We start from the raw sequence: 25621 nt of genomic DNA, 5'->3' as shown, positions 1-25621 counted from the left end.
AAACGGCTGAAGTCAGAAGACGTCAGCCGCTTATTTTTGTGTAAGCAAACCTCGCCTTCCGGCAAGGTCTCACTTACAACACAGAAATTGATTCCGGGTTGCCTGATGACCGGATGCTTTCGCATCGTAATGACGATCAATCAGCTTACAAGTTACTCCCCTTTGCAGGAGGGTAAGTTACGGTTTAGCCGCACAGGAAGCAACACCTCTCAGACATATTTAGAAATATTTACATAGCAGCCTGGTCGGCCGGGAAGATTACGCCGGTCTGGCGGCGTATCTCAGTCAGCAGCGACGCAGTAATCCGCGAAACCTCAAGCGAAGGGTGGTCCACCTGACGCTGCTCAACCAGCCGGGCAAAAGCGGCGGCTTCATACAGCATGGTGTTGATATGCTGCGGCTGGCTCAGCGTCTGCTTTTCCGCGCCCCGCGGCACAAAAGTCAGCTGCTGGCACTCCGATAACTTCTCTATCACCAGCGCGCCCGCTTCACCCTGAATCTCGCTGGGCAGGCTGGAATCACTCACCTTCGAATGCAGAATCGTTACGTCGAAATCACCGTAACTCAGCACCACCACGCCGTGCGCGTCCACGCCGCTTGCAAGCAAAGTCGCGCTGGCCTGCACGCGATCTGGCTCGCCCCACAGCGTCACCGCCGAGGCCAGGCAGTAATAACCGATATCCATAATTGAGCCATTCGACCAGCGCGGATCAAAGGTATTGGGGTTCTCACCGTTGAGATAGCGTGGGTAGCGTGAGGAGTACTGGCAGTAATTCAGCAGCGCTTTTCGCAGTTTACCCACGTCAGGCAGTGCCTGCTGCAGCCGCAGGAAATTAGGCAGGCTGGCAGTTTTAAACGCCTCAAACAGCACCACCTGATGCTCACGGGCGCAGGCGATCATTTGTTCCACTTCTGCCAGATTAGAGGCCAGCGGTTTTTCGCAAATCACATGCTTGCCGTGCGACATAAACAGCAGCGCCTGCTGACAGTGCAGTGCGTTGGGGCTGGCCAGATAGACCGCATCGATCTCCGGACTGGCGGCCAGCGCTTCCAGTGAGGTAAAGGTCTGTCTGCAGGGATAATCGGCGATAAAGGCCTCAGCCTGCTGCTGACTGCGTGAATAGACCGCACAGAGCTTCATCGCTCCGGTTTCATGAGCGGCATCAATAAACTGGCGTGTAATCCAGTTTGTTCCCACAATGGCAAAACGAATCACGTCATCTCTCCGGCAGCTGTAAAGCGGCAGAGTAACATCTCACCCACGCTGTGCAATGGTGCCGGGCGGGCAGGGATTGATCCTGCGATCCGCATTCCAATAATATGCGGAAGCGATGATGTTTATGTACCAACCAGGGAGCGCAGGTGAAAGCAAGTAAGCACGCATTAAACTGGACCACACTTCTGATCGCCATTCCGGTCGGGTGTGCGGCGTCGCTGGTGACGCTGGCTTTCCGCGGCGTGATTGAACTGATCAACCATCTGCTGTTTGCCCGCAGTGGCGAAATAACCGAATCCCTGCATCTCTGGCCGTGGATATTCTGGCCGCTGCTGGTGGGGGCGGGCGGCGTACTGGCGGGCTATTTTCTGCGTTATGCCGTTGCCATCGAGCAGCAGCAGACGGTGAAAACGGATTACCTTGAAGTGATCAACGCCCGGCTGGATGCGGTGCCGACCCGGACCTCACTGTTCCGCGCCTTATCGTCGATTGCCAGTATCGGCAGCGGCGCGTCGATAGGTAAAGAGGGGCCGATGGTGCAGCTCTCGGCACTGTGCGGCAGTGCGATTGGTCGCCTGTTACCGGCCTCACTTAACCTGAAAAACAGTGACGTGGTGGCGATGGCCGCGGCGGCGGGCCTCGCGTCGGTTTACCATGCGCCACTGGCGTCGGCGATTTTTGTAGCGGAAATCGCCTTCGGCATTTCTGCGTTGCAGCGGCTGATCCCCCTGATCATCGCTGCCGCCACGGCGGTGATGACCATGTGGACGCTGGGTTTTCGCAGCGCGCTCTATCCGCTGGCAGACGCGAACTTCGCCATGGATCTCAGCAGCCTGCTGATGACGGTGGTGATTGGTCTGTGCGCCGGTCTGGCGGGCTGGATCGTGATTAAATGCATCGCCCGCAGCAAAGTGCTGTTCAGCCGGGTCGCCTCCCTGCCGCTGCGCCTCGGGGCGGGCGGCTTTGCGGTCGGCTTACTGGCGCTGATCTCCACTGATATCCTCGGCAACGGCTACGAGGTGATCGTCAAAGTGATGGCCGGGCACTACCTGCTGCCGGGTCTGCTGCTGCTGCTGGTGCTGAAAACCCTTGCTACCAGCCTGTCGGTAGGCTCGAACGCCGTCGGCGGACTCTTTACCCCTTCGCTGCTGATTGGCGCGCTGCTGGGGGTGATCATCGCGACGGTGGGGGCGGCGCTGCATCTGCCGCTCGGCAATGTGCTGCTCTATGCCGCGATTGGTATGGCGGCGGTGCTGGCGGCGGTCAGTCAGGCGCCGTTGATGGCGATGCTGATGGTGCTGGAGATGACACTCAACAGCAGCCTGCTGTTTCCGCTGATGATCGCCACGGTGCTGGCGTCGATGGTGGTCTATCGCCTGCAATCCGCCAGTACTTATCCGGTCGTGAGTCATCACTTCAGCCGTTCAGAAGCGAAATATGATTTCGATAACATGCGCATTGCCGAGCTGATTATTGCGGGTGCGGCGTTGCAGCCGGAGGAGTCGGTGGGGCAGGCGCTGGCGGTCAGCTCCCTGAAGCGTGAACGCTATGTTTATGTGATCAACGCCGCGGGCGCTTTCCTCGGTGTGGTCTCGATTCATGAAATTTCGCGCCGGGTGCTGGCCCAGGAGATCACCCTCGACTCACCGGTGCAGTGCGTGATGGATCAGGATTTCCCGGTGGTGTATCAGAATCAGAGTATGCGTGAGGGATGGGAAGCCTTTGCGGCGGTGACGCTGGAGCGGTTGCCGGTGCTCAACAATCCGCAGGAACGGCGCTTTCTGGGCGCGCTGACCAAAACCAGTCTGATTCAGAAAGCGCAGGAGTTTCTTTAAGCCGCGTTGCCGCGCATCGCCTGGTCCGTCATCCACAGTCGCGCATCAAATTCGAGCTGGTGATAATCCGGCTCCATATGGCAGCAGAGCTGGTAGAACGCCTTATCGTGATCTTTCTCTTTAAGGTGTGCCAGCTCATGCACCACGATCATCCGCAGAAACGGCTCTGGCGCGAGGCGGAAAAAGGTCGAGATACGGATTTCCGCTTTCGCCTTAAGCTTACCGCCCTGAATCCGCGAGATGGCAGTGTGCAGTCCGAGTGCATGCTTCATCACCTTAATCTTGTTATCCCACATCACTTTGCTGATCGGCGGCGCATTGCGCATATAGCGATTTTTCAGCGCCTGCGTGTAGTCATACAGCGCTTTATCACTCATCACGTCATGAGTGTCAGGATAACGTTCCTGCAGGAACGCACCTAAGCGCTGATGGGCGATCAACGACTGAACCTGCTCAAGAAGGGGGGCAGGATAACCCTGAAGGTAGATCAGTGAGGACATTAGGGATTCCAGGCGAAAGACAGTATACTGCGCCCCCGATTTTGGGGCGAAAATCAACCAAAGTGTACCACGCCGGAGAATTCATGAGCCAACTTGAACTGAACGATCGCACACTGATCCTGCATCGCTTCCCGCAGATGCGTGACGAAAGTCCATTACAAGCCTGGGATGCGGCTGATGAATATCTGTTACAGCAGGCGCTGCCAGAGGGGCCGGTGCTGGTCTTCAACGACAGTTTCGGGGCCTTAACCTGCGCCCTGAATTCGCGTACCGTCTGGCACGTCAGCGACTCCTGGCTGAGCCAGCAGGCCGCCCGTCAGAACCTGACCTTTAATGGGCTGGATGACAGCGACGTTCACTTTGTTGATAGCCTGGCGGAACTGCCTGCTTCACCTGCGGCTGTGCTGATCAAGGTGCCTAAAACCCTGGCGCTGCTGGAGCACCAGCTGCGCGCCATTCGCGAAGTCGTCACGCCTGATACGGTGATTCTGGCGGCAGCGCGCGCCAAAGAGATCCATAACTCTACCCTGCAGCTGTTCGAACAGATCATTGGTGAAACCAAAACCTCACTGGCGTGGAAAAAAGCGCGTCTGATCTACAGCCAGTTCAGCAAGCCTGAACTGCGTGAGGCCACGCCGACGCTGGTCTGGCCGCTGGATGGCACCCCTTATCAGATTCACAACTACGCCAACGTCTTCTCGCGCGCTTCGCTGGATATCGGCGCACGGCTCTTTGTGCAGCATCTGCCGGAAAACATTGAGGGCGAGATTGTCGATCTCGGCTGTGGTAACGGCGTGGTGGGACTGGTGGCGCTGGAGCAGAACCCGCAGGCCGAGGTGCATTTCCTTGATGAGTCTTACATGGCGGTCGCTTCCAGCAAGCTTAACGTGGAAGTGAACCGTCCTGAGGATCTGTCACGCTGTCAGTTCCTGGTGAACAACGTGCTGAGCGGCTATCCGTCAGATCGGCTGCACGCGGTGCTGTGCAACCCGCCGTTCCACCAGCAGCACGCGGTGACCGATCACCTGGCATGGCAGATGTTCCGTGATGCCAAACGCTGCCTTCAGTATGGCGGCGAGTTGCGTATTGTCGGCAACCGCCACCTCGATTATCACCACAAGCTGAAGAAGCTGTTTGGTAACTGTACGCTGATCGCCTCTAACCAGAAGTTCGTGGTGCTGCGCGCGGTGAAAATGCGCTAGTCAGAGGGTTAATGCCAGCTGCGTCGCCTGCGCAATCGCACGGCGCGCATCCAGCTCCTGCGCCACATCTGCACCGCCGATGACTGTCACCCTCTGTCCTTTTGCACGCAGCGCGGCTTCCAGTTCGCGCTGCGGCTCCTGTCCGGCACAGATAATCACATTATCGACCTCCAGCAACAGCGTTTCGCCGTTGCGCCGCAGATGCAGGCCGCTGTCATCAATCGCCAGATACTCAACGCTGCCCCACATCTCAACGCCCTGCGCCTGCAGACTGGCGCGATGGATCCAGCCGGTGGTTTTTGCCAGCCCGGCACCCGGTTTTCCCGAGCGGCGTTGCAGCAGCCAGATTTGCCGTAACGCGGCAGGCGGCTCGGGTTTCATCACGCCGCCACGCTGCGTCAGGCTGTGGTCGATGCCCCATTCGGCATAAAACGCCGCCAGATCTTCGTCATGGGATGGCTGTGACAGATACTCCGCCACATCAAAGCCAATACCGCCTGCGCCGATAATCGCCACCCGTTTCCCCACCGGGCGCTTATCGCGCAGCACCTCCAGATAGCTCAGCACGCTGGGGTGGTCGATGCCCGGAATATCGGGCGTACGCGGCTGAATGCCGGTCGCCAGAACCACTTCATCGGCGTCACTCAGCTGATCCGCCGTCACCCGACAGCCTGTCTGAACCGTCACGCCTGCGGCTGCCAGCTCATGCCGGAAATAGCGCAGCGTTTCGCTGAACTCCGATTTGCCAGGGATCAGCCGGGCAATATTGAACTGGCCGCCTATCTCCGGCGCGGCCTCATAGAGGGTTACCTGATGGCCGCGCTGCGCCGCCTGCAGCGCAAACGCCATGCCGGCCGGACCGGCGCCCACTACGGCCAGCCTGCGCGGGGCGGTGCTGGCGATGACCGGCATCAGCGACTCATGGCAGGCGCGCGGATTGACCAGGCAGGAGGTGATTTTACCGGCGAACACCTGATCGAGGCAGGCCTGATTACAGGCAATGCAGGTATTGATGCTGTCCGGTTCACCGCGCTGGGCTTTAGTGACAAAGGCGGGATCGGCGAGAAAAGGGCGCGCCATCGACACCATATCGGCGCAGCCGGACTGCAACAGCTGCTCGGCGACGGCGGGATGGTTAATGCGATTGGTAGCGATGACCGGCACCTTCACCTGTTCACGCAGGCGCTGCGTCACCCACGCAAAGGCCGCACGCGGCACGCAGGTGGCGATGGTCGGGATGCGCGCCTCATGCCAGCCAATACCGGTATTGAACAGCGTGACGCCGCACTGCTCCAGTTCGCCCGCCAGTAACAGCGTCTCCTCCAGCGTGCTGCCCTCTTCGATCAGGTCGAGCATCGACAACCGGAAGATGATGATAAAGGCGTCGCCGGTCGCGGCGCGAACGGCGCGGGTAATCGCCAGCGCGAATTGCATCCGCTGCCGGAAGTCGCCACCCCAGCGGTCGGTGCGCTGATTGGTGTGCTTTACCAGAAACTGATTAATCAGGTAGCCTTCGGAACCCATGATCTCCACGCCATCATAGCCCGCCTGCTGTGCCAGTCGGGCGCAGCGGGCAAAGTCATCAATGGTCTGTTCAATCGCCGCCTCGCTCATCGCCTGTGGCGTAAACGGATTAATCGGCGCCTGGCGTGCTGAGGGCGCAACCAGATCGGGCTGATAGCTGTAACGACCGGTATGCAGGATCTGCAGGGCGATTTTGCCCTGATGCTGATGTACTGCCTCCGTGATCTGCCGGTGCCAGTCACATTGCGTCTCGTCGGTGAGCATCGCGCCATGCGCGGTGGTGACACCCTGGGCATTGGGGGCGATCCCGCCGGTGACGATCAGCGCGACGCCTTCACGCGCCCGCTCGCCGTAGAAAGCCGCCAGCCGGGCTGCGCCATCCGGATGCTCTTCCAGTCCGGTGTGCATTGATCCCATCAGAAAGCGGTTTTTCAGTCGGGTAAAGCCAAGGTCCAGCGGCGTAAACAGCGCAGGATAGTCAGGATTGACGGACATGATAGTCACTCACGGTAAAGTGGTCGGATGAGTTCACTCTAGCCACTTCTGCGTTAAAAAAAAGTTAAAGAATGTCAGGGTGTGAGTGAAATCATAAACAACGGCAGGGGAGTGAGGTGAGTAACAAAGAGTGGGCGGAGCTAGCCCGTGCCTTGCGCAAAGAAGTTAAGACCGCCATCCGTGGCCCGCGTAGCTTTGCGACAGGCGTCAGCGCCCGTCACTGTTCAGGTTCCGCTACATGCTGTCAGCGCGGTGCCAGAAAACCCATTAACGTCGACGGATCCACGAATAGCGGGAGTGATAGCCGCTGCCGTGGTGGGTATTGAAGCGGTAGCTTGAACCGCTTTCGGCCATGCAGTAGGTGCAGACATTGACGTTATCGATCTGCGCAGCCGGCACCCCCGCGTTTATCAGCAACTGCGTTGCCAGCGCAGGCAGATCGAACCAGACACCCTGCTGGCGGGCAGCGGCCTGTGGACGTTGCGCCAGAGGATTAACCGGCTGGTTCTGGTGCCAGCGCAGCCCGCTGGCCAATGCCGGGTTCTGCGCAATCTCCGCCAGCTGCGGTTCGGCCAGTTCATAACAGCAGGGGCCCATCGCCGGACCGATCGCCACCATCAGGTTCTGCGGCTCGCAGCCCTGCTCGCACAGTTTTTCAACCGCGCGGGTCAGCACACCCGCCAGCGTACCTTTGAGTCCGGCATGAACCGCGGCCACGATCCGCTGCTGGCGATCGGCGAACAGCACTGGCAGGCAGTCGGCGGTGTAGACCGCCACCGGGCGCGTCCCGCTGCCGATCACGCCATCAGACTCGCAGCTTTTGGGTGGGATGTTCTCGATATCGGTGACCACGGTCGCGCTGTGGCGCTGATGTCCATAGGCGGCCTCAGCGGGTGGTGGCTCTCCGGCTGGCTGAAACGCATATTCGAGCCACTCCAGCGAATCGAGCAATGGCGAGCGCGGGATCACGGCCATAGGAATCTCCTGTTATAACAGCGTGCGTTGGGCTGCCCACAGCTTACGTTAACTGCTACATTTTTGAAGCTTCTCCTCAGACCTTTCTCACCTTAAGGATGAAATGATGAAAACCTCCGCAAAACTGGCTGCATCCGGACTGGTCGCGCTGCTGCTTACCGGCTGCGCCTCGTCGTCACATCAGACCGCGCAACAGCAACTCGGCCAGCAATCGGTGCTGGCGGTAAACTGGTTCCAGCAGTCTGGTGAATATCAGGCGCTGACCTGGCAGGCATTTAATACCGCGCGTATGGCGTTTGATCAGGCCCCCTCGCTGACTGGCAAACCCAAAGCGGTGATTGTCGATCTGGATGAGACGATGCTGGATAACAGTGCCTACAGCGCGTGGCAGGCGAAGAACGGCCAGCCGTTCAGCAGCAAAACCTGGTCAGCCTGGACACAGGCGCGGCAGGCGAAAGCGGTGCCGGGCGCGATAGAGTTTGCGCGTCATGTCACACAGAATGGCGGCACGCTGTTCTATGTCTCGAACCGGGATCAGAAAGATTACGCGGCCACGGTCGCTAACATGCAGCAGCTTGGCTTCCCCAACGTCAGCGATAAAACGGTACGTCTGAATACTGACAGCTCCAATAAGCAGGCGCGTTTCGATGCCATTAAAAATGCCGGCTATAACGTGGTGCTCTACGTTGGCGATAACCTCAACGATTTTGGTGGCGCGACCTGGCATCAGGGTAATCAGACGCGTCGTGATTTTGTGAATCTTAACCATCAGCAGTTTGGAACGCAGTTCATCGTGCTGCCGAATCCGCTCTACGGCGACTGGGAGAGCGGAATGGCGGAAAACTACAATAAACTGACGCCCGAACAGCAGCTGTCTGTGCGGGAATCGCGCCTGCAAAGCTGGAACGGTAAATAATTCGTCAAGAAAAAGAGCCTGACCAGGTCAGGCTCTGTTAAAACATGGTCCTGATTTACTTTCTCCCGTCACTATTTTGCTGCAAATTAAATTAATTATCTCTTGCTTCATTCTTATCTAAAATCAGGCATATCTGACTGGCTATCAGCAATTAAGCCGGTTGATCGTGCTAATGGTTAATTTTTTAATTAAGAGTATTCCTGGTAAAAAGCAGGCCGGTTGGTATGGCAGTGAATATCCCCTTGGTTAATGATTGTATTTTTTTGTCAGCAATAACTTTAGTTTATTATCTTTTATATTTTAATCTATTGATATTATTGATCTTAAAATGGTTTCCGCTAATTATTTCACTTCTCTGCTGCTTAATTAAATTTACTTACCCCTGACTCTTACTGACGCCGGATTGACAAATAGCATGATGTTAAAGTGCTGTGAAATATTGCTCGTGCATTGGTAATGGTTAGCGGCTATAACCTTTTTCTGTGACTCAGTTCTTATTTACCTGGCGGCTCACGCTTTATTTGTGAGCCGATACACTTTGTGGTTAGCCAGGATGCGACATCCCGGTAGTAGAGAGAAGATGATTGTGACGACACTTAAACCCTTATTAGCGAAAAATCGCAGTTGGGCATTACAGCGCCGCCAGCGTAATCCAGACTACTTTAAAAAATTCCTTCATCAGCAAAAGCCGCACTCACTCTGGATAGGTTGTTCTGATAGTCGCGTTCCGGCAGAAGTCTTAACCGGCTCCCATCCTGGCGAACTCTTTGTGCATCGTAATATCGCCAACATGGTGATTGAGGACGATGACAATTTACTGAGCGTGCTGCAATACGCGCTCTTCTTTCTCGGTGTGAAACGCATTGTATTAAGCGGCCACTATGGCTGCGGTGGGGTGGAAGCCGCGCAGAATCTGCCGGGCAGCGTGCTGGACGGGCAGGAGAGCGCGCTGGCGAGACGCATTCAGACGTTGCGTCATGACATTCAGCATGGCCTGGCGGAAAGCCCCCCTTCAGACGCGGAGCGGGGTGAACAGCTCGATCGGCTGGTTGAGGCCAACGTTAAGGCGCAATTCGCCAGACTGGTGAAATCTGAACCGGTCCGGCAAATCTGGCAATCGGGCCAGGAACTGGAGGTGTTTGGTTGTGTGTATGACCTGCGCTCCGGCCATCTTAAAGAGCTGATTCATCAATCTGCAGAGGAACCTTCATTATGAACCTCGATACCCTGCGTCGCGACATTCCTGCGGGTCTGGTGGTGTTTCTGGTCGCCTTACCGCTCTGTCTTGGCATCGCACAGGCCAGCGGATTACCGCCGTTTGCCGGTCTGCTGACCGGTGTGATTGGCGGCCTGGTGGTCACATCACTGAGTCCGTCCCGGTTTGCCGTCAGCGGCCCGGCGGCAGGCCTTGTCACCATCGTCGTCGCCTCAATGGCGTCTCTGGGCAGTTTTTCCGCCTTTCTCACCGCGCTGATTATCGCCGGAGCACTGCAATGTCTGTTTGGCCTGCTGCGTGCCGGACGGTTTATTTCGCTGGTGCCGGGCAGCGTCATCAAAGGGATGCTGGCGGCGATCGGTTTGCTGCTGATCATGCAGCAGATCCCGGTGGCGCTGGGAGCCGCGGGCGATGCGGAGCTGGTTTCACTGGTGACCGGTGAGATGACCTTCTCGCTGCCTGCGGTAGCGGTAGCGGGTGTCGGCCTGGCCATTTTATGTCTCTGGACCACCGCACCGGTGAAGCGGATCAAAGCGCTGGCCTGGATCCCTGGGCCGCTGATTGCCGTGCTGATAGGCTGCCTTGCTACCGTCGTGGGTGGACGGCTGTTCCCGGAGATGACCAGCGGTCTGGCGCGCATTTCGTTGCCCGCTTTTGACAGCATTTCCGCGCTGATGGCAGAGCTGGAAACGCCCGACTGGATGGCCTGGCAGAATCCGCAGGTCTGGGTTGTTGCGGTAACCTTAGCCCTGGTCGCCAGTCTGGAAACGCTGCTGAGTCAGGAGGCGCTGAAAAAACTGCGTCCTCAGACGCCCGCGCCGTCGCCCAACAAAGAGATGTTCGCGCAGGGCATCGGTAACCTGGCGGCCGGTTTTCTTGGCGCGATGCCGATAACGGCGGTGATCGTGCGCAGTTCGGTTAACGTCAGTGCGGGCGCGCAGACCAAACTGTCGATCTTCATTCACGGTGTGCTGCTGCTGATTTGCGGTATGTGGTTCAGTGAGATGCTGAACGCCATTCCGCTGGCCAGCCTCGCTGCCGTGCTGCTCTATACCGGCTACAAGCTGGCGACACCCAAACTGTTTATTGAGCAGTTCCGGATGGGCGCGCAGCAGTACGTTCCGTTTCTGGCCACCATCGTCGGTATTATCACGCTGGGCATGCTGGTCGGGATTGGTATCGGGATCGCCACGCAGATCCTCTATAGCATCTATAAAAGCCATCGCAACGCGCTGCAGCTCACCCGCTATGACGACCACTACGTGCTGCGCTTTCAGCAGAACCTGACCTTTATGCACAATCCAAAGCTGCAGGGATTGCTGGATGAGATCCCGGAGAACAGCGTAGTCATCGTCGATAACGACAATGCGGAATATATCGATCCCGACGTCAAAGCGGTGCTGAAAGATTTTGGCGATAACGCCGACAAACGCGGCATTCGCCTGAGTCAGTGGCCGGTTGCCGTAAAATAGCATTTAGCGCAACGGTAAGTCGTCAGAACAGAAAAAATCGGATATCTCGGATATCCGATTTTTTTATTTACGATGCATAATAGAGCCCCAGTTTTTGCTGTCATCTGATGGGTTTAGCCTCAAAACGGTAACTTTTCTGAGTTAGCCCATGAAACGAGGTTTTATCGCCGGATGACATTGAGGAGATTCAGGATTTAATCATTCTGACACCACGCGCCTGTCCAGGCTGGCGTGGACAGCCAGCCTCTCTGTGACAAGGTCCGGATGTATGCGCATACAGCTGTTTGAAGAGCACAACGTTAAGAAGAACGCATTTTCACTGTTTTTAATCACGTTGCTGTTTTGCTTTATCGGCGGACACCTGCGCTTTCCACAGGAGCTGTCGCTGTTCTGGCCGGTCAATGCGATCGTCACTGGCGTGATCGTCCGGAATCCTTTTCTGCATCAGACCCGCTATTACCTGGCCACCTTTGCTGCGATGGTGTTTAACGACATCGTTTTTTCAGGCTGGGCGCTCTCTGCTTTTACCCTCAACATGGCGAATCTTCTGTTTGTGCTGGTGGCGGTGACGCTGCTGGTAAAACATCTTCAGCACGACTCCGGCAGCGAGCGTATAACCAGCGTGCTGCGCATTTTTCCGGCCTGTCTGCTGGCCGGACTGGCCTGCGCCAGCTGGGGGGCGCTGGCGCAGCAGGCCGATTTTAACAGCGGGCTGGTGACGGCCTGGGGCGAATGGTTCAGCGAACAGTTCTCAACCGGGCTGATGCTGCTGCCCTTTTTGCTGACGCGCGACTGGGCGTCGCTGTCGCCCCGGCAGTTTATGCAGATGCGCAAGCTGGCACCGGTTGTCGCCGTGATTTTTTCGCTGATGATTGGCGCGATGATGGGCGGCGCAGGCAGCCTGACGTTCCCGGTTCCGGCGCTGGTCTGGTGCGCCATCGTGCTGCCGATGCCGCTCACCAGTCTGGTGATTTTGCTCACCGGCATTAGCGAAATCATTCTGGTTTCGCACGGTGTGATGAATATCCAGGGCGATGACAATATGCTGCCGATCACCCATCTGACTTCGGCACGGCTGGGCGTGGCGACCATTGCGATCAGCCCGCTGATTGTGGCGGTGAGCATGGATGCGATTCGCCAGCTCAACCAGCGTCTGGCGTTGCGCGCCAACTATGACTTCCTGACCCGGCTGCTGTCGCGTTCCGGCCTCTATGAAAGTCTGCGTGCTGAGCCGATCTTCCCGGACCGCCGGGTGGGCGTGATCCTGCTGGATGTCGACTACTTTAAAGCGATTAACGACAATTTTGGTCATGATGCGGGTGACAGCGTACTGGAAGAGATCGCCCGCCGTATGCAGCGCGTTGTGGGTAAAGAGGGGCGCATCTGCCGTTTTGGCGGCGAAGAGTTTGCGGTGGTGCTGTTCGACCAGAATCCGGAAAAGCTCTACTTTCTTGCTGAGAGCATCCGGCAGAAGATGGCGAAAGAGAAGTTCTGGCTGCAGGGCAGTACGGCCACGGTAACTGTCAGTCTGGGGCTGGCGCATGGCAATGCCGGTGAGGCGACGGAGTGGCACCGCGTCATCAACCGGCTGATCTCCGCAGCCGATAAAAATCTCTATCTGTCGAAACGTAATGGCCGCAATCAGACCTCACCGGTTAACTACCGTGCCATCACCAGCGACGTGGCATAACGCCACGCCGCCGGGTTCTGTCAGCTGACGCTGCTTTTCAGGGTACTGGCCTGCTGGTGGCGTTCAATCGCCAGGTCGATCAGGCGACTGATCAGATCCTGATAGCTGAGTCCGGCCGCCTGCCACAGTTTCGGATACATGCTGATATTGGTGAAGCCGGGCAGGGTATTCACTTCGTTGACGATAATTTCGCCGTCGTCAGTTAAAAACACATCGACGCGCGCCATGCCAAAGCACTCCAGCGCGGTAAAGGCTTTGATGGCGACCTCACGAATCGTATCGCTGGTTTCCGGTGCAATAGCCGCCGGGACCACCGTCTGCGCACCGCTCTCAGAGATATATTTGGTGTCATACGAGTAGAAGGCGTCATGCACCACCACTTCACCGCAGGGGCTGGCTTCGGGGGCATCGTTGCCCAGCACCGCACACTCGATCTCGCGACCTTTGATACCCTGCTCAATCAGCACCTTGCGGTCAAAGGAGAAGGCCAGCGCCAGCGCGGCATCAAATTCTTCAATGCTGTCCACTTTGCTGACGCCCACCGATGAACCCTGGTTAGCGGGTTTGATAAACAGCGGCAGGCCAAAGCGGGCAATGACTGCGCTGGCGTCCAGCTGGGCGCGCTGGGCCTGGGTGACGCTCACCCACGGCGCGACGTTGAGGCCGGCGTCGCGCAGCAGGCGTTTGGTAAAATCTTTATCCATGCTGACCGCAGAACCCAGCACGTCGGAACCGACGAAGGGTAACGAGGCCATACGCAACAGGCCCTGCAGGGAGCCATCTTCACCCAGCGTACCGTGCACGATAGGGAAGATAACGTCGATCTGCGACAGCGGATGGGCATTATGACGGGTGATGATCTGCTGCTGAGTTGTGCCGGGCACCAGCGCCACATCTTCAGCGGCGTGATTCAGCGCGATCAGCGCCGGATTTTCAGCGTTAAGTAAGAAGTTTGAAGCATCGTTAAGACGCCAGTGTCCCTGCTTATCAATGCCCAGCAACACCACGTCAAACCTGGTTTTGTCGATCGCCTCAAGGATATTTTTGGCCGACTGTAACGACACCTCATGCTCAGCCGATTTCCCGCCAAACACGATCCCTACCCGCAACTTTGTCATCAATTTTGCCCACTGAAAAAATCAAAACCACAAGATAGCATGGGCTTCGCGAGGGAAAACAGGGCAGGGCGACAGATAATTGTGAGCAGGCGATTAACCCTCGCCATTCACCAGATCGCTGCCGTTGCGCTGCCCGTGCTGACGCGGGTGGCAGCTCAACGGCCCGCTCGCAAAGGCCACTTAATCTCCTCTTTAAGCTGATGCAGGCGGGTTGTCAGGTTTAACTTAATCTGACGCAGAGCCCAGCCAGACTTCAACCTGATGTTCCTGGCGATGACCTTCCAGCGCTATTTCGTCACCGTCACACCGTTTGCCATCCAGCCACAGCTGATAAGTGCTGTCACCGCGAGTAACCCGGATGTTGTAGATCCCTTCCCCCTCACGGTAGACAATTTTTATCTCTGACCAGTCAGCGGGAAGCTGTGGCCGGACAGACAGCGCGTTGCCGCGCCGGCTTATCCCAAGCAGACTCTCACTGATAAGCTGATAGGTCCAGCCTGACGAACCGGTATACCAGGTCCAGCCACCCCGCCCGCTGTGGCCTTCGGCCGCATACACATCCGCAGCCATCACATAAGGCTCTGCTTTGTAGATCGCCATATCCTGTTGATTGCCACTATGATTAACCGGATTAATCATAGAGAGCAGGGACCAGGCGCGCTCTGTTTCACCCATCGCCGCAAAGGCCATAATCGCCCACAGAGCCCCATGGGTGTACTGACCGCCATTTTCCCTGACGCCCGGTAAATAACCGCGAATGTAGCCCGGATTTGGCCCTGCACCATCGAAAGGCGGAGTGAGCAATTTAATCAGCCGGTTATCCTTATCAACCAGATGCTGATAAAGCGCCTCCATCGCTGACCGGCATCTGGCGTCCTCGCCTGCGCCAGAGAGTACCGACCAGCTCTGGGCAATGGCGTCTATCCGGCACTCACTGTCAGCATGTGAACCGAGCGTCTGGCCACTGTCAAAAAAGCCGCGCAGATACCATTCGCCATCCCAGGCCGCATGGTTAAGCGCGGTTTTGAGCGTCTGCGCGTGCTCCTGACAGTGGCGGGCGGTATCGGTATCGCCGAACCGCACAGCCAGCGCGGCAAAGCGGTCCAGAACCGTATAGAGGAAGAAGCCGAGCCAGACGCTTTCACCCTTGCCGGCAATCCCGACGGTACTCATACCATCGTTCCAGTCCCCGGAGCCCATCAGCGGGAGGCCGTGCTGACCGAAAGTAAGGGCGTGGTTAACCGCGCGAACGCAGTGCTGCCATAGCGGTTCGTTAATCTTACTGACGCCCGGAAGCTCATAGACAGACTCTTCGTCCTCAGCCAGCAGGCGACCTTCAAGGTAGCTGACGGGCTGTGACAGCAGCGCAATATCATCGGTTGCCTGCACATAGCGGCACAGCGCATAAGGCAGCCACAGGTAGTCGTCGGAGCAGCGGGTTCTGACGCCGCGACCAGCAGGCGGATGCCACCAGTGCTGTACATCTCCCTCGATAAACTGGCGGGATGCACACAACAACAGCTGATCGCGCAGGCGCTGAGGGGCAGCGTGGGTCAGCGCCAGCGTATCCTGCAACTGATCGCGGAAACCAAAGGCACCACCGGATTGGTAATATCCGCTGCGCGCCAGCAAACGGCTGGCCAGCGTCTGGTACAGCAGCCAGCCGTTTGCCAGTAAATCGACCTCCGCTGCCGGTGTCTGGATTTGCACTTTAGTCAGTAGCTGGTGCCAGTGCTGTTTAACTTTGGTCAGCTCGTTCTGAGCCTCCCCGGTGGAGAGGAACTGCTGCATCAGCGCGGTCACTGCACTCTCATCCTCACCGACGCCAAGGGCAAAAACAAAGCTGCGGCTGTCGCCGTCAATCAGTGTCGTCAGCGTCTGCAGCGCGGCGCAGGGATCCATTCCTGCCCCGGTGTTACCTGACAGACCACGAACATTCATCATCGCGGGCTGCCGTGTGGTGCCGTTACGGCCCAGACACTCAAGCCGGTTGCCGCTGTACGCAATCCGGGTACCTGTGACGGCAAAAAAAGCGGTCCGCGCAGAGCCCGTGCTGTTATAAAAGTTTCTGGCCAGAACCGCGCTGCCTGTGGCGATAGCGGCAGGGGACGTCACCACATGCCTTGCGGAGCGGCTCGCCAGCTCACCCAGAACCCATTCGACGTATCCGGTAATCGACAGATTACGCGTTTTGCCAGAGAGGTTACTCAGCGTCAGCAGGGAAAGTCTGACCGGCGCCTCTTCTGCCACGAACACCGTTAACGTGCTGCTGATGCCATACTCCGTGTGTTCAAACGTGCTGTAACCGAAGCCATGACGGGTCAGATAATCACCCTTGCCGCGAACCGGAAGCGGCGTGGGCGACCAGACATCACCCGTCTCTTCATCACGCAGATAAAGCGCTTCGCCAGAGCTGTCACTGACGGGGTCATTGTGCCAGGGCGTCAGACGATATTCATGCGCGTTTTCATACCAGCTATAGCCCTGGCCACTCTCGGAAATGACGGTGCCCAACTGGCTGTTGGCCAGCACATTGCACCACGGCGCAGGCGTCTGCTGCTGGCCGAAAAGAATGATGTGATATTCGCTGCCGTCCTCGTTGAAGCCACCGGTGCCATTAAAAAACTGCAACCGCTCCGGCGAAAAGGTGACGGCTGCAGGCGGCGGCGTCTTACTGACAGATGGAAATGCAAAAGCAGGCGGGGTGCGCACCGGTTTTAACAGCGTGCTGAGCTGATCGGCGAGGCTGCCGTTCCGGCCTTCCAGCACGACCGCCGCGACGCTCAGCAACAGTTGCAGATCGTCAGCGGAAAAACTTTCGCTTTTGCGGATAAATATGCCGCCAGGTTTGTCCGCCTGCTGCCGTTCATCTCCGGCAGGGATCAGGGTCGTGAGCTGATTGAACAGGTTCTGCTGGTAGCCGCCCTGGTCGCTGTTCAGGATAAGCAGATCGACCGTCAGTCCTTTTTGTCGCCAGTACTGGTGCGCCTGAATGAGCGTGGTGACCAGGTCGAGTTGATTAATGTTTTCTATCCGAACCAGAAGAATCGGCAGATCACCCGAAATCGCATGGCGCCACAATGACTCCTGGCCCAGCCGGTTCTGCATCAGCGCGTCTGATTCGCCACGCATTTCGGCGCTGGAAAACAGTACGGCACTGGCCAGCTGATTAAACAGGCTGGTATCTTCGGTGCGGATATTCAACTGACGCAAGGCGACCTGACTGTGGGACCATGCCAGTTCAAACACCCGATCGGCGCTGATGTGGTTACGGTACTTCTCAATCAGCGCAATAGTGGTATCACGCTGAAGTGTCACACCGTAAAGCATATCGATGGTGACGGTCTCTCCCGCTTTTAACGTCACTGACTGGCGAATTGATAACACGGGATCTAACACCGCTCCCTGCTGACCCGTTAATTCACTGCCCGGCATCAGCGCCTGAGCATCGGCTGGCGTCCTGCCGCGCCCGAGAAAACGAGCCCGGTCGGTTTCAAAAGAGGTCTGGCGGCCGGTATTGCCATGTATCGCCATCGCGTGAAACATCCATGCCGTCACTTCTTTCTCTTCACGTGGCCGACGGTGAGCCAGAATCGCTTCCAGCCTGTCAACGATCTCAGTCTGGACGAACAGATTACTGAACGCAGGGTGGGCCATATCGCTGGCTGCTGGCGCCAGTACCACTTCGGTGTAGCTGGTGATATCGAACGGGCGGGTCTGACGGGAACGGTTAGTGACCGTGATGCGTCTGATCTCCACATCATCTTCCGGGGAGACCACGATATGCGTGTGAATGCTGAAGGTGGTGCCTGAAGCGTCAAACTCAATCCCGGCATCATTGAAACGGGTTTTATAATGCGGACGCTCGCAGCAGGTCGGCTGATAGCTGTGAGCAATCACTTCGGCGGATTGCTGATCGGTAACGTAGCAGAACGTTCCGTAGTTGTTGCTGGTGCTATCCGCACGCCAGCGGGTGAGTGCCAGCCCCTTCCACTGGCTGTAGCCTGTCCCCGCGTGCGTCACCATCAGATGATAATCTGCATTGGAAAGCAGCTGAAGTTGTGGCTGGCGCGGATCTGAACCACTGAATTCACGCTGGTCGGGAATGCTGCGCTGCTGTTTAGGGTCACTGTTTTCGACAAAACTGCGGCGTGGGGTATAGAGCTCAATATCATCAGGCACTTTTTCCTGCAGCAGCAAACGCGACGACTGAAACAGTGCGCTGGACATAAACCGCGCGACCATGGGCGCATCCAGCAGCTGGTGAGAGAGCGCAAGCAATCCCATCGCCTGATGATGAGCCATATACGATTTGACGATCGCAAATGGCTGACCGGGAGCCAGTCGATCCGCGGTGAAATCCAGCGCTTCGTAATAACCGTAGTCACCGCTGGCACCCATTTTTTTAAGTCTTATCAGATTAGCCGTCGCCTCCTGCGGCAGCACCATCAGCGCCAGCAGCGTCGCATAGGGCGCAACAACATGATTGTCATTCAGGCCGCGTTTCAGACCCAGTTCTGGCGTACCAAATGCCCGATACTGGTAGTTATGATTGACGTCAAACGCAGCGTAACCCGATTCCGAAACGCCCCAGGGCGTATCGGTGCTGTTACCCGAGGCAATCTGTTGCCTGACCGCCGATAACGCCATCTTTTCCAGTAGCGTGTCGGGGTAAACCGGCATGACCAGGTGCGGCATCAGGTATTCAAACATTGAGCCGCTCCATGACATCACGGCGGGCTGGTTATTCAGCTGAGTAAATAAGCGACCCAGCACAAACCAGCTCTTGGCCGGAAGCTGGCTGGTGGAGATAGCAAAGTAGTGCGTCAGGCGGACTTCTGAAGGGAAAAGGTCATATTTGCTGGCGTCCAGCAGACCGCTGTCCATGTTATAGCCCACGCTGAGTAAAGACGTGGCCGGATAATAGAGAAAGCGGAAGTCCATACTGGCGTGATCGCTAAGGCGGCTGTCCAGCTCCAGCAGGGCAGCCATTCGTTCGCGGGCGGCCCATATCGCAGTCTCTGCCTGTTTTTCCGGGAGTCCGGGGCGGTTCAGGTTCAACTCAGCGAGCCACAGCAATGACGGAATGTCGGCAGGCAGTGGCGCATCCGGGGTAACCCAGCTGAAAAGGAGGGCCCACTCCTGAGTGAAATCGACCAGTTGCTGATGGAAAAGCGCCGGCCAGTTTACCCGCGTTGTCGGAAGATAAGCCTGTTCTGCCACCATGCTTAATGCCAGCAGAGCCTGCATCCCGGCGTGAAAATCGGCGGGCGAAGCGCGCTGCATCAGGCTTAGCTGCGCATCGATTTGTTCCACAATGTCGCTGCGGGTGTCGCTCAGTTGGTCTTTAAGCAGTGAGAAGGTATCGGAGAGACCTTCCAGGATACAGGGGAGAGACATCACCGGCTGGTATTTCCACTGCGCCAGGCCAGCCTGAAGGGTTACAAGGTGAGCCGCCATATTACCGCTGTCTACCGTTGAGACGTAGCGTGGGTTCAGCGGTTTTAACGTCTGGGTGTCATACCAGTTATAAAGATGTCCTCTGAAATGCTCCATTCGATCAAGGGTATCGAGGGTGTCGAGAGTCCGGCTGATGACCCGATTCTGGCTGATATAACCAAAATCCCAGGCCGTCAGGTTTGCCAGCAGCGACAGGCCAATGTTGGTCGGTGAAGTCCGGTGGGCCACCCGCGACTCCGGAATCTCCTGTAGATTATCCGGCGGCAAATGGTTGTTGTCACTGCTGGCAAATTCGTTAAACCACGCCCAGGTTTTACGCGCGGTGCGACGCAAAAAGAGGCGCTGTTCCGCTGAAAGGCTGCCTGGCTGAGCGCGTTTAGGCTGGCTCATGCGGCTCAGTAACGCGGGGGCGACCGCCCACAATAAAGCGAGCGCCAGTGCGACATGCGTCATCAACGGCATGCTCAGGCTGGTCAGGAATACCAGAGCCGCGCCTGCTACCGGATTAATCCACATGCGGCGGTAGAAATGGCGCACATCAGGCTCGACAGGTTTCTGTGATGAAGCGCTTTTCCACTCGTTCAGAAAGCGGTGGCTGATAGTCAGGCGCCATAAGGTTACGATAATCGCCTTCAGCGACCAGTAACTCTCGTGAGGCAGGATGGCCAGCGCCAGGCCAGCGCGGGAGAGGCGGTTAAAGGCATCGGTGACCAGCATGGATAAATGCTGCCGCCAGGCACGCTTTTTACTTTTCGTCACCCCGTCGATTACCAACGCTGGCAGTCCCGGAAGCAGCAGAAAGAGCATGATGCATCCGACCCAGAATGCCGGGTTCGGTACTATCGTGCACAGCATAAACACCAGCATCAGCAGGGCAGGCGCCACCAGGCTGCGGCGCAGGTTGTCTGTTAATTTCCAGCGGGAAAGCGCACTGAGCGGGTTCTTTTGACGACTGCAATCTTCCTGCCGCACCTGCAACCGTAGCCAGTTAAGGAGCTGCCAGTCGCCCCGCACCCAGCGAAATCGTCGGGCAACATCGCTCAGATAACTATCCGGATATTGTTCATACAGGACGACGTTACTGACCACACCGGAGCGGGCATAGCACCCCTCAAGCAGGTCATGGCTCAGCACCAGATTTTCCGGACAGGTATTGCGTATCGCCCGGCTAAAGGCAGCGACATCGTAAATACCCTTGCCGACAAATGAGCCTTCACCAAACAGATCCTGATAAATATCGGATGAGAGTGAGGAGTAAGCATCATTCCCCGGAATGCTGCTGCACAGCCGGGCATAGCGGCTCTGACCGTTAACCGGTATCTCTTCAGCCAGACGAGGCTGCAGGATGGCATAGCCTTCAACCACCCGATTTTTGACATCGTCGAATACCGGCGCATTGAGCGGGTGGGCCATGACGCCAATCAGCTTATGCGCTGTCTCACGCGGCAGTATTGTGTCGCTGTCGAGAGTAATCACATATTTAACGCTGTGCAGCTGAGCCTGCGTGGCACCTACCGTGATGCTGAAGGCGTTTTCTTCACCCTGTAGCCAGCGATTCAGAGCATGGATCTTACCGCGCTTGCGTTCATAACCCATCCAGACACCCTGAGAAATATTATGGGTGCGGTCACGGTGTAACAGGGAAAAGAGCGCAATATCCGATTTACCTCCGCTGTAGCGCCGATTCAGCGCTTCCGTTTTCAGCACGGCGTAACGGATAAGCGCGGCGTCATGATGATGGTCCTGTTCGGCGCTATCGGTAAAGTCGGTCAGTAACGCAAAACTGATATTCGCTAAGGCGTTACCGAGATAGCAGATTTCCAGAGAGCGCAGCAGGGCGTCTGTTCCCTCATTGCTGCTGAGTAAACAGGGGATAACTACCAGTGTGCGGTCATGCTCCGGTACCGCCAGAGAATAATCGAGTCGGGGCAGGGGAAGGGGATGGCGGCTACGGGTGGTTAACTCGCTCAGCAACTGCAAGGCTAGCTGGCTGCTGACAATGATGGCGGGCAGCACCAGCAACCACAATAAAGATGCCATGCCCGCCTGATGGGTGCTGTAGAGCATCTCGGCGGTAAACGCGGTTGTCAGCAGTAAAAGGCTGCCTAACCAGGAGAGTAAAGGGGTCTGACTCAGATGCTGCCGGCTCCTGTTCAGCCACGTCACCTTAACGTCAAGCTGCTGTTCCAGTTGCTGAAATCCTTTATCCAGCAGGTAATAGCCGACATGCTGCTGACGCAGGGGAAGATCAGGCTGGCTGGCCAGCGTCAGCACAGCCTGGGCGACTTCACGTTCATCAAAGCGACTGTGCCGTGCCAGACGTTCAATCACGTGGCGGTAGTCATCGCGACTGTCAAAATGCATCAGCGGGTATGTCCCGGTGGGATCCTGCTGCAGGACTTTCTCAACCAGGCTGACGGATTCGACAAAGGCCTGCCAGTCAATTTCGCCGAGTTGCCGCAGGCCAGTAATACTGTTGCTGACAGAGAGCTGACTCAGGGCCAGCTGCCGGTTGAACTGCTCAATGACTTCCGAGGTTTTCCGGCCGGTATTTTCCAGCTGTTGTTCGACCCAGGTTAACGCCAGAGTATTGTTCTGGCCACTTAAGCGCCGTTCAAGTTCAGCGACGAAAGCGCCGGAAACCTGCGGGTTCTGGCGGGCCATATCAGCGATGACCAGAATAACTTTTGACGCATCTTCGGCGGCAGTGGAGAGGATATCGCTGATCCACTGCTCCGCTTTATTACGTTCCTGATGTACCCTGGCGACGTCAGCCGCAATCCGGGCCAGATTGTTGATAAGCGCAAACCGTAACATGGCAGGCATGGCCCACAGTTCGCCGAGCAGCAGGGGCGTAACGCGCTGGTAGGCAGCGATAAAAGGATACAGGACGCTGGTTTCCAGTCGGCCATCACTGTGCTTAATCATCTCCTCGGCGATAGCCTGGATGCGCAGGTAATGAGCCGACTCCTCCAGCATGGGCAGTCCTTTACCGAATTTGGCCGGTAACAGGTGCCGGACCAGGCGGATCTGCTCTTCAATGATGTAAAAATTATCCAGTATCCAGACGGCCGCCGGTGTCTGGCTGCGCTTATCGCCTTCACTCAGGATCTCTGCGCTGCGCGTCAATGACAGTTCATTATCTGCCAGCTGCTGCAACAGTCGGTAGGACCATTTTCCACCCGACAGATTATGCGTTTTCGCTAATTTTTCGCCGTAGTTATCCATTTGTTCAGCCGAAAAAATATCTGGCCTGTGGGCCTGATAAATACCTTCAGTCGGGAACAAAGGAAAATGCTCATCGGGTAATTCACTTTCCCGGCTGAACCACGTCGTCAGTTTTATTTTCACACTCATTTCCTTGCGCTTGCGCAGCAGCTGGATCCGGAAAAAAAAGAAAGGATGACAAAAAAGGAGCCAAAAGAAGGGCTGGAGGTGATAAACAGGTGTAGATGATATTGATTATAGTCCTGTTTCCGTTATTCGTAGCTATCCTGATTAACCGGCTGGTGTTCTTTTATGGCGATAAAATAAAGTTAAAAAAATAAACGGCTGCCTTCTCCTCACCTTAGCCCTTTTTAACATCACAGCCGACAGATAAAAAAATTAATTTACCTCCACTGTGTTACGCTGAGGGAAACATTTCAGAGGATAACGACATGACCTGGTTGAGCTTTCTCTTCGACGCGCTACACAGCAGCGAAACCAATACACAGTGTCCGGTGTGTAAAAAGTTTTCCAGACAGTCTGTAGCTAAAAAGAATAAAGGACAGGCAGTCTTATGCCCTCACTGTAAGTCATTGTATGTTATATAAAGTCCGTCGTCTTTTTAGGTTGTGATCACCAGGCAGCAGCAAGTCATACTGCTTAACCTTATCCCTTATTGAGGCAATATATTCGTAACATTAATTTCAATATGCTGATAACTCTGCATTATCTTTCGTACTCGGTGAAATAACGCTGTGATTCACCCTGGTCGAGAAATTCGAATGGTGAAAGTTGAATAATATCTGGTCCTGCAGACCATACTTCATTAACTCTTGAGATAATATCGCCTTCCTGAAGCGTCAGAAGGTTATTAATGCGTAACACAGCAAATCTGCCATTTTCAAATTCGACCTGATACAACGCAACTTTCTTCAGCGGCATGATGGTTCTTCCACGAATTACCCGGCAGCAGAGTTCAGCACTCGATGAACTTTTCATGATAAACCTCTAATCTATTCATACTCTTCTGTTCAATAAATTAATCTGCAGAGTTGTGAATCTGACCTCAGCGCACACGTTGTGCAGATTTCAATTGGCCCGTCTGGACTGCATTTGTTCATATCCGTAAATATAGCGGGTTTATGAAAATAATCTGATACACCCTCTGCAGGGTTAAAAAGTGACTCCGGAGTATTGTCGGGTTATCAGAATGAGGATTAGCGGTGTCTTTTACAGGGAAAATAGTGGGTAAGCGAGTGTGAGGTTAATCATGGAAAGGAGAGGTGAAACGGCTGAGTCGGTACCAGAAGCTGAAAATGCAGTGCTGAAAGCTATCAACTGACTCGCCGCCGCGACCGATGAGGCAAACCGGACCACTAAGCCACAAACCACACGTGGAACCAGCCCGCTTTCTCTCGCAAGCCGAATGCTTATTCGCCAGCGTTTTCAGAAAAAACGCCGTACTATTACATGGACGAGTTACTTTACATACTTCTGAGGTTTTTTGCTTTGTTTAGTAGTTTTGTTCCACCTGCTTAAAGCAATCAGCAGCGGCATGATAAGGCTGTTGAGGAAAATGCACCGCCACTTTACCGCCACTCAGAAATTCAGATACAAAAAAACCGCTTCAATGAGCGGCTTAAATATATGTATTTTATGACTAAATTTGGTGGCCCCTGCTGGGCTTGAACCAGCGACCAAGCGATTATGAGTCGCCTGCTCTAACCACTGAGCTAAGGGGCCAGCGGAGCGGGGATTATAAAGTATCTCTTCAGGGCAATCCAGCACTCAGCCACCGGTTGCTGAAATAAGCAGCAGTGATTTACCTGCTGATTTCTATAACAAATCTGGCGAACCGCGATCCCGAAGTCGCAAACAGGCACGGATTATGCTTCTCCGCGCCTTTAGTGAAACCGGACTTCAGTCGTTATGGCTGATGGCTGACTCAGCGCTGACGATAACGTGATGCTGATTGATTCCGCGAAAGATGAGGAACCATCGTGCCACGTGCTTGATCGTAGTCGTGCCACATCTGCAGATCTTCCAGCGCCGGAATGGTTACCGTCTCCTTGCTGTCGAGTCCGGCAAGCGCGGCGTCCACCATCTCATCAACGTCCATCAGCATTTCAGCCGGGATGTCATTAATAGACTGGCCTGCGCGATCGAAAATCTCCGTACGGGTCGCACCGGGCAACACCGCCTGTACCTGCACGCCGCTCTCTGCGAGTTCACGCTGCATCGCACGCGTCAGAGTCAGTACATAAGACTTAGTGGCGTTATAAGCGCCGTTGAACATCTCGTGCACCAGCGACAGCACTGAGGCGATATTGATAATGATGCCATTTCCGCGCGCTTTGAAAGCCCGGCCAGCTGCCTGTGCCAGACGGGTGGGTGCCAGAATATTTAACGCCAGCATGGTGTTAATGCGTGTGATGTCCGCCTCCAGAAACTCACCCTCAACGCCCATGCCCGCGTTGTTCAGCAACAGCGTAATCTGTGCGTTGTTCGCGAGTTCCGACTCCACGCGTTGCAGATCCTGCTCGTGCGTTAAGTCAGCCGCCATAACCGTCACCCGAATATCGTGCTGCTTTGCCAGTGCGTCAGCCAGGGTGGTGAGCCGCCCCTGATCGCGCGCGACCAGAATCAAATCATAACCGCGTGCTGCCAGTCGTTTTGCATAGGTCGCGCCGATACCGCTGGATGCGCCGGTAATTAAAGCTGTGCCTGATTGTGACATCTCTTTTTCCTCGTATGATGGTCGTCATAATAGCCATCAATATGACGATCATCATATC

General features: G+C 56.0%; 15 protein-coding genes, 1 tRNA gene and 1 pseudogene. 8 read left to right on the top strand and 9 right to left on the bottom strand.

Annotated elements, in window-relative coordinates; all coding sequences use genetic code 11:
* Positions 1-229: 229 nt before the first annotated feature.
* Positions 230-1216, bottom strand: coding sequence for a Gfo/Idh/MocA family protein (locus tag HFD87_RS18265; RefSeq protein ID WP_167423755.1), 987 nt, complete (start codon positions 1214-1216; stop codon positions 230-232).
* Between the two features lie 146 nt (positions 1217-1362).
* On the opposite strand from HFD87_RS18265, the gene HFD87_RS18260 reads away from it, so the two are divergent.
* Positions 1363-3051 (top strand): chloride channel protein, encoded by a 1689-nt coding sequence (locus tag HFD87_RS18260; protein WP_022623916.1) that lies wholly within the window; start codon positions 1363-1365, stop codon positions 3049-3051.
* On the opposite strand, the gene HFD87_RS18255 is transcribed toward HFD87_RS18260, so the two are convergent.
* Positions 3048-3551, bottom strand: a complete 504-nt coding sequence (locus tag HFD87_RS18255; protein WP_010256568.1) for a M48 family metallopeptidase — start codon at positions 3549-3551, stop codon at positions 3048-3050. The two genes, HFD87_RS18260 and HFD87_RS18255, sit on opposite strands and share 4 nt — an antisense overlap.
* 83 nt (positions 3552-3634) lie before the next feature.
* On the opposite strand from HFD87_RS18255, the gene rlmG reads away from it, so the two are divergent.
* A complete protein-coding gene (gene rlmG / locus HFD87_RS18250; protein ID WP_061902014.1) occupies positions 3635-4753 on the top strand; it encodes a 23S rRNA (guanine(1835)-N(2))-methyltransferase RlmG in 1119 nt (372 codons plus the stop codon).
* Here rlmG and HFD87_RS18245 read toward each other — a convergent pair whose 3' ends face one another.
* Positions 4754-6772, bottom strand: coding sequence for an NADPH-dependent 2,4-dienoyl-CoA reductase (locus HFD87_RS18245; protein ID WP_167423754.1), 2019 nt, complete (start codon positions 6770-6772; stop codon positions 4754-4756).
* A gap of 267 nt (positions 6773-7039) precedes the next feature.
* Entirely contained in the window at positions 7040-7747 is a 708-nt protein-coding gene (locus HFD87_RS18240) for a polyphenol oxidase family protein (RefSeq protein ID WP_167423753.1), read from the bottom strand.
* Positions 7748-7853: 106 nt separating this feature from the next.
* Here HFD87_RS18240 and HFD87_RS18235 point away from each other — a divergent pair, with 106 nt between their 5' ends.
* The 4 genes from HFD87_RS18235 (at position 7854) to HFD87_RS18220 (ending at position 13041) form a co-directional block, all read left to right on the top strand.
* Positions 7854-8663 carry a 5'-nucleotidase, lipoprotein e(P4) family gene (locus HFD87_RS18235; protein ID WP_010256579.1) on the top strand — a complete coding sequence of 270 codons (810 nt, stop codon included), beginning with the start codon at positions 7854-7856 and terminating at the stop codon, positions 8661-8663.
* A 580-nt stretch (positions 8664-9243) separates the two neighbouring features.
* Positions 9244-9879: a carbonic anhydrase gene (locus HFD87_RS18230; protein ID WP_163799471.1), complete on the top strand. Its 636-nt coding sequence runs from the start codon at positions 9244-9246 to the stop codon at positions 9877-9879.
* Positions 9876-11351 carry a SulP family inorganic anion transporter gene (locus HFD87_RS18225; protein ID WP_089414893.1) on the top strand — a complete coding sequence of 492 codons (1476 nt, stop codon included), beginning with the start codon at positions 9876-9878 and terminating at the stop codon, positions 11349-11351. The genes HFD87_RS18230 and HFD87_RS18225 overlap by 4 nt, the downstream gene beginning before the upstream one ends.
* Positions 11352-11619: 268 nt before the next feature.
* Complete coding sequence (locus HFD87_RS18220; RefSeq protein ID WP_163799470.1) at positions 11620-13041, top strand: GGDEF domain-containing protein; 1422 nt, start codon at positions 11620-11622, stop codon at positions 13039-13041.
* 20 nt (positions 13042-13061) lie between these two features.
* Here HFD87_RS18220 and ddlA read toward each other — a convergent pair whose 3' ends face one another.
* Complete coding sequence (ddlA, locus tag HFD87_RS18215) at positions 13062-14159, bottom strand: D-alanine--D-alanine ligase (RefSeq protein ID WP_163799468.1); 1098 nt, start codon at positions 14157-14159, stop codon at positions 13062-13064.
* A 225-nt stretch (positions 14160-14384) separates the two neighbouring features.
* A complete protein-coding gene (locus HFD87_RS18210; protein ID WP_167423752.1) occupies positions 14385-22970 on the bottom strand; it encodes a GH36-type glycosyl hydrolase domain-containing protein in 8586 nt (2861 codons plus the stop codon).
* A gap of 308 nt (positions 22971-23278) precedes the next feature.
* Here HFD87_RS18210 and HFD87_RS23085 point away from each other — a divergent pair, with 308 nt between their 5' ends.
* Positions 23279-23434, top strand: a complete 156-nt coding sequence (locus tag HFD87_RS23085; RefSeq protein WP_216844881.1) for a YnfU family zinc-binding protein — start codon at positions 23279-23281, stop codon at positions 23432-23434.
* 118 nt (positions 23435-23552) lie between these two features.
* Here HFD87_RS23085 and HFD87_RS18205 read toward each other — a convergent pair whose 3' ends face one another.
* On the bottom strand, positions 23553-23825 hold the full coding sequence (locus HFD87_RS18205) for a hypothetical protein (RefSeq protein WP_238697655.1): 273 nt from the start codon (positions 23823-23825) through the stop codon (positions 23553-23555).
* 391 nt (positions 23826-24216) lie between these two features.
* Between HFD87_RS18205 and HFD87_RS23190 the strand changes: the two are divergent.
* Positions 24217-24300: pseudogene (locus tag HFD87_RS23190) on the top strand (STM2901 family protein); the annotation flags it as partial.
* Positions 24301-24493: 193 nt separating this feature from the next.
* Here the strand turns inward: HFD87_RS23190 and HFD87_RS18200 are convergent.
* Positions 24494-24569: transfer RNA gene (locus HFD87_RS18200), tRNA-Ile, on the bottom strand.
* A 202-nt stretch (positions 24570-24771) separates the two neighbouring features.
* Positions 24772-25563: an SDR family oxidoreductase gene (locus HFD87_RS18195; RefSeq protein WP_143789733.1), complete on the bottom strand. Its 792-nt coding sequence runs from the start codon at positions 25561-25563 to the stop codon at positions 24772-24774.
* Positions 25564-25621: the final 58 nt, after the last annotated feature.

Origin of the sequence: Pantoea sp. EKM21T (assembly GCF_011800405.1) — a bacterium.
In the GTDB taxonomy this organism is placed as follows: Bacteria; Pseudomonadota; Gammaproteobacteria; order Enterobacterales; family Enterobacteriaceae; genus Pantoea; species Pantoea agglomerans.
Note: the sequence above shows the minus strand (reverse complement) of the source record. Positions and strands in the feature narration are given on the sequence as shown.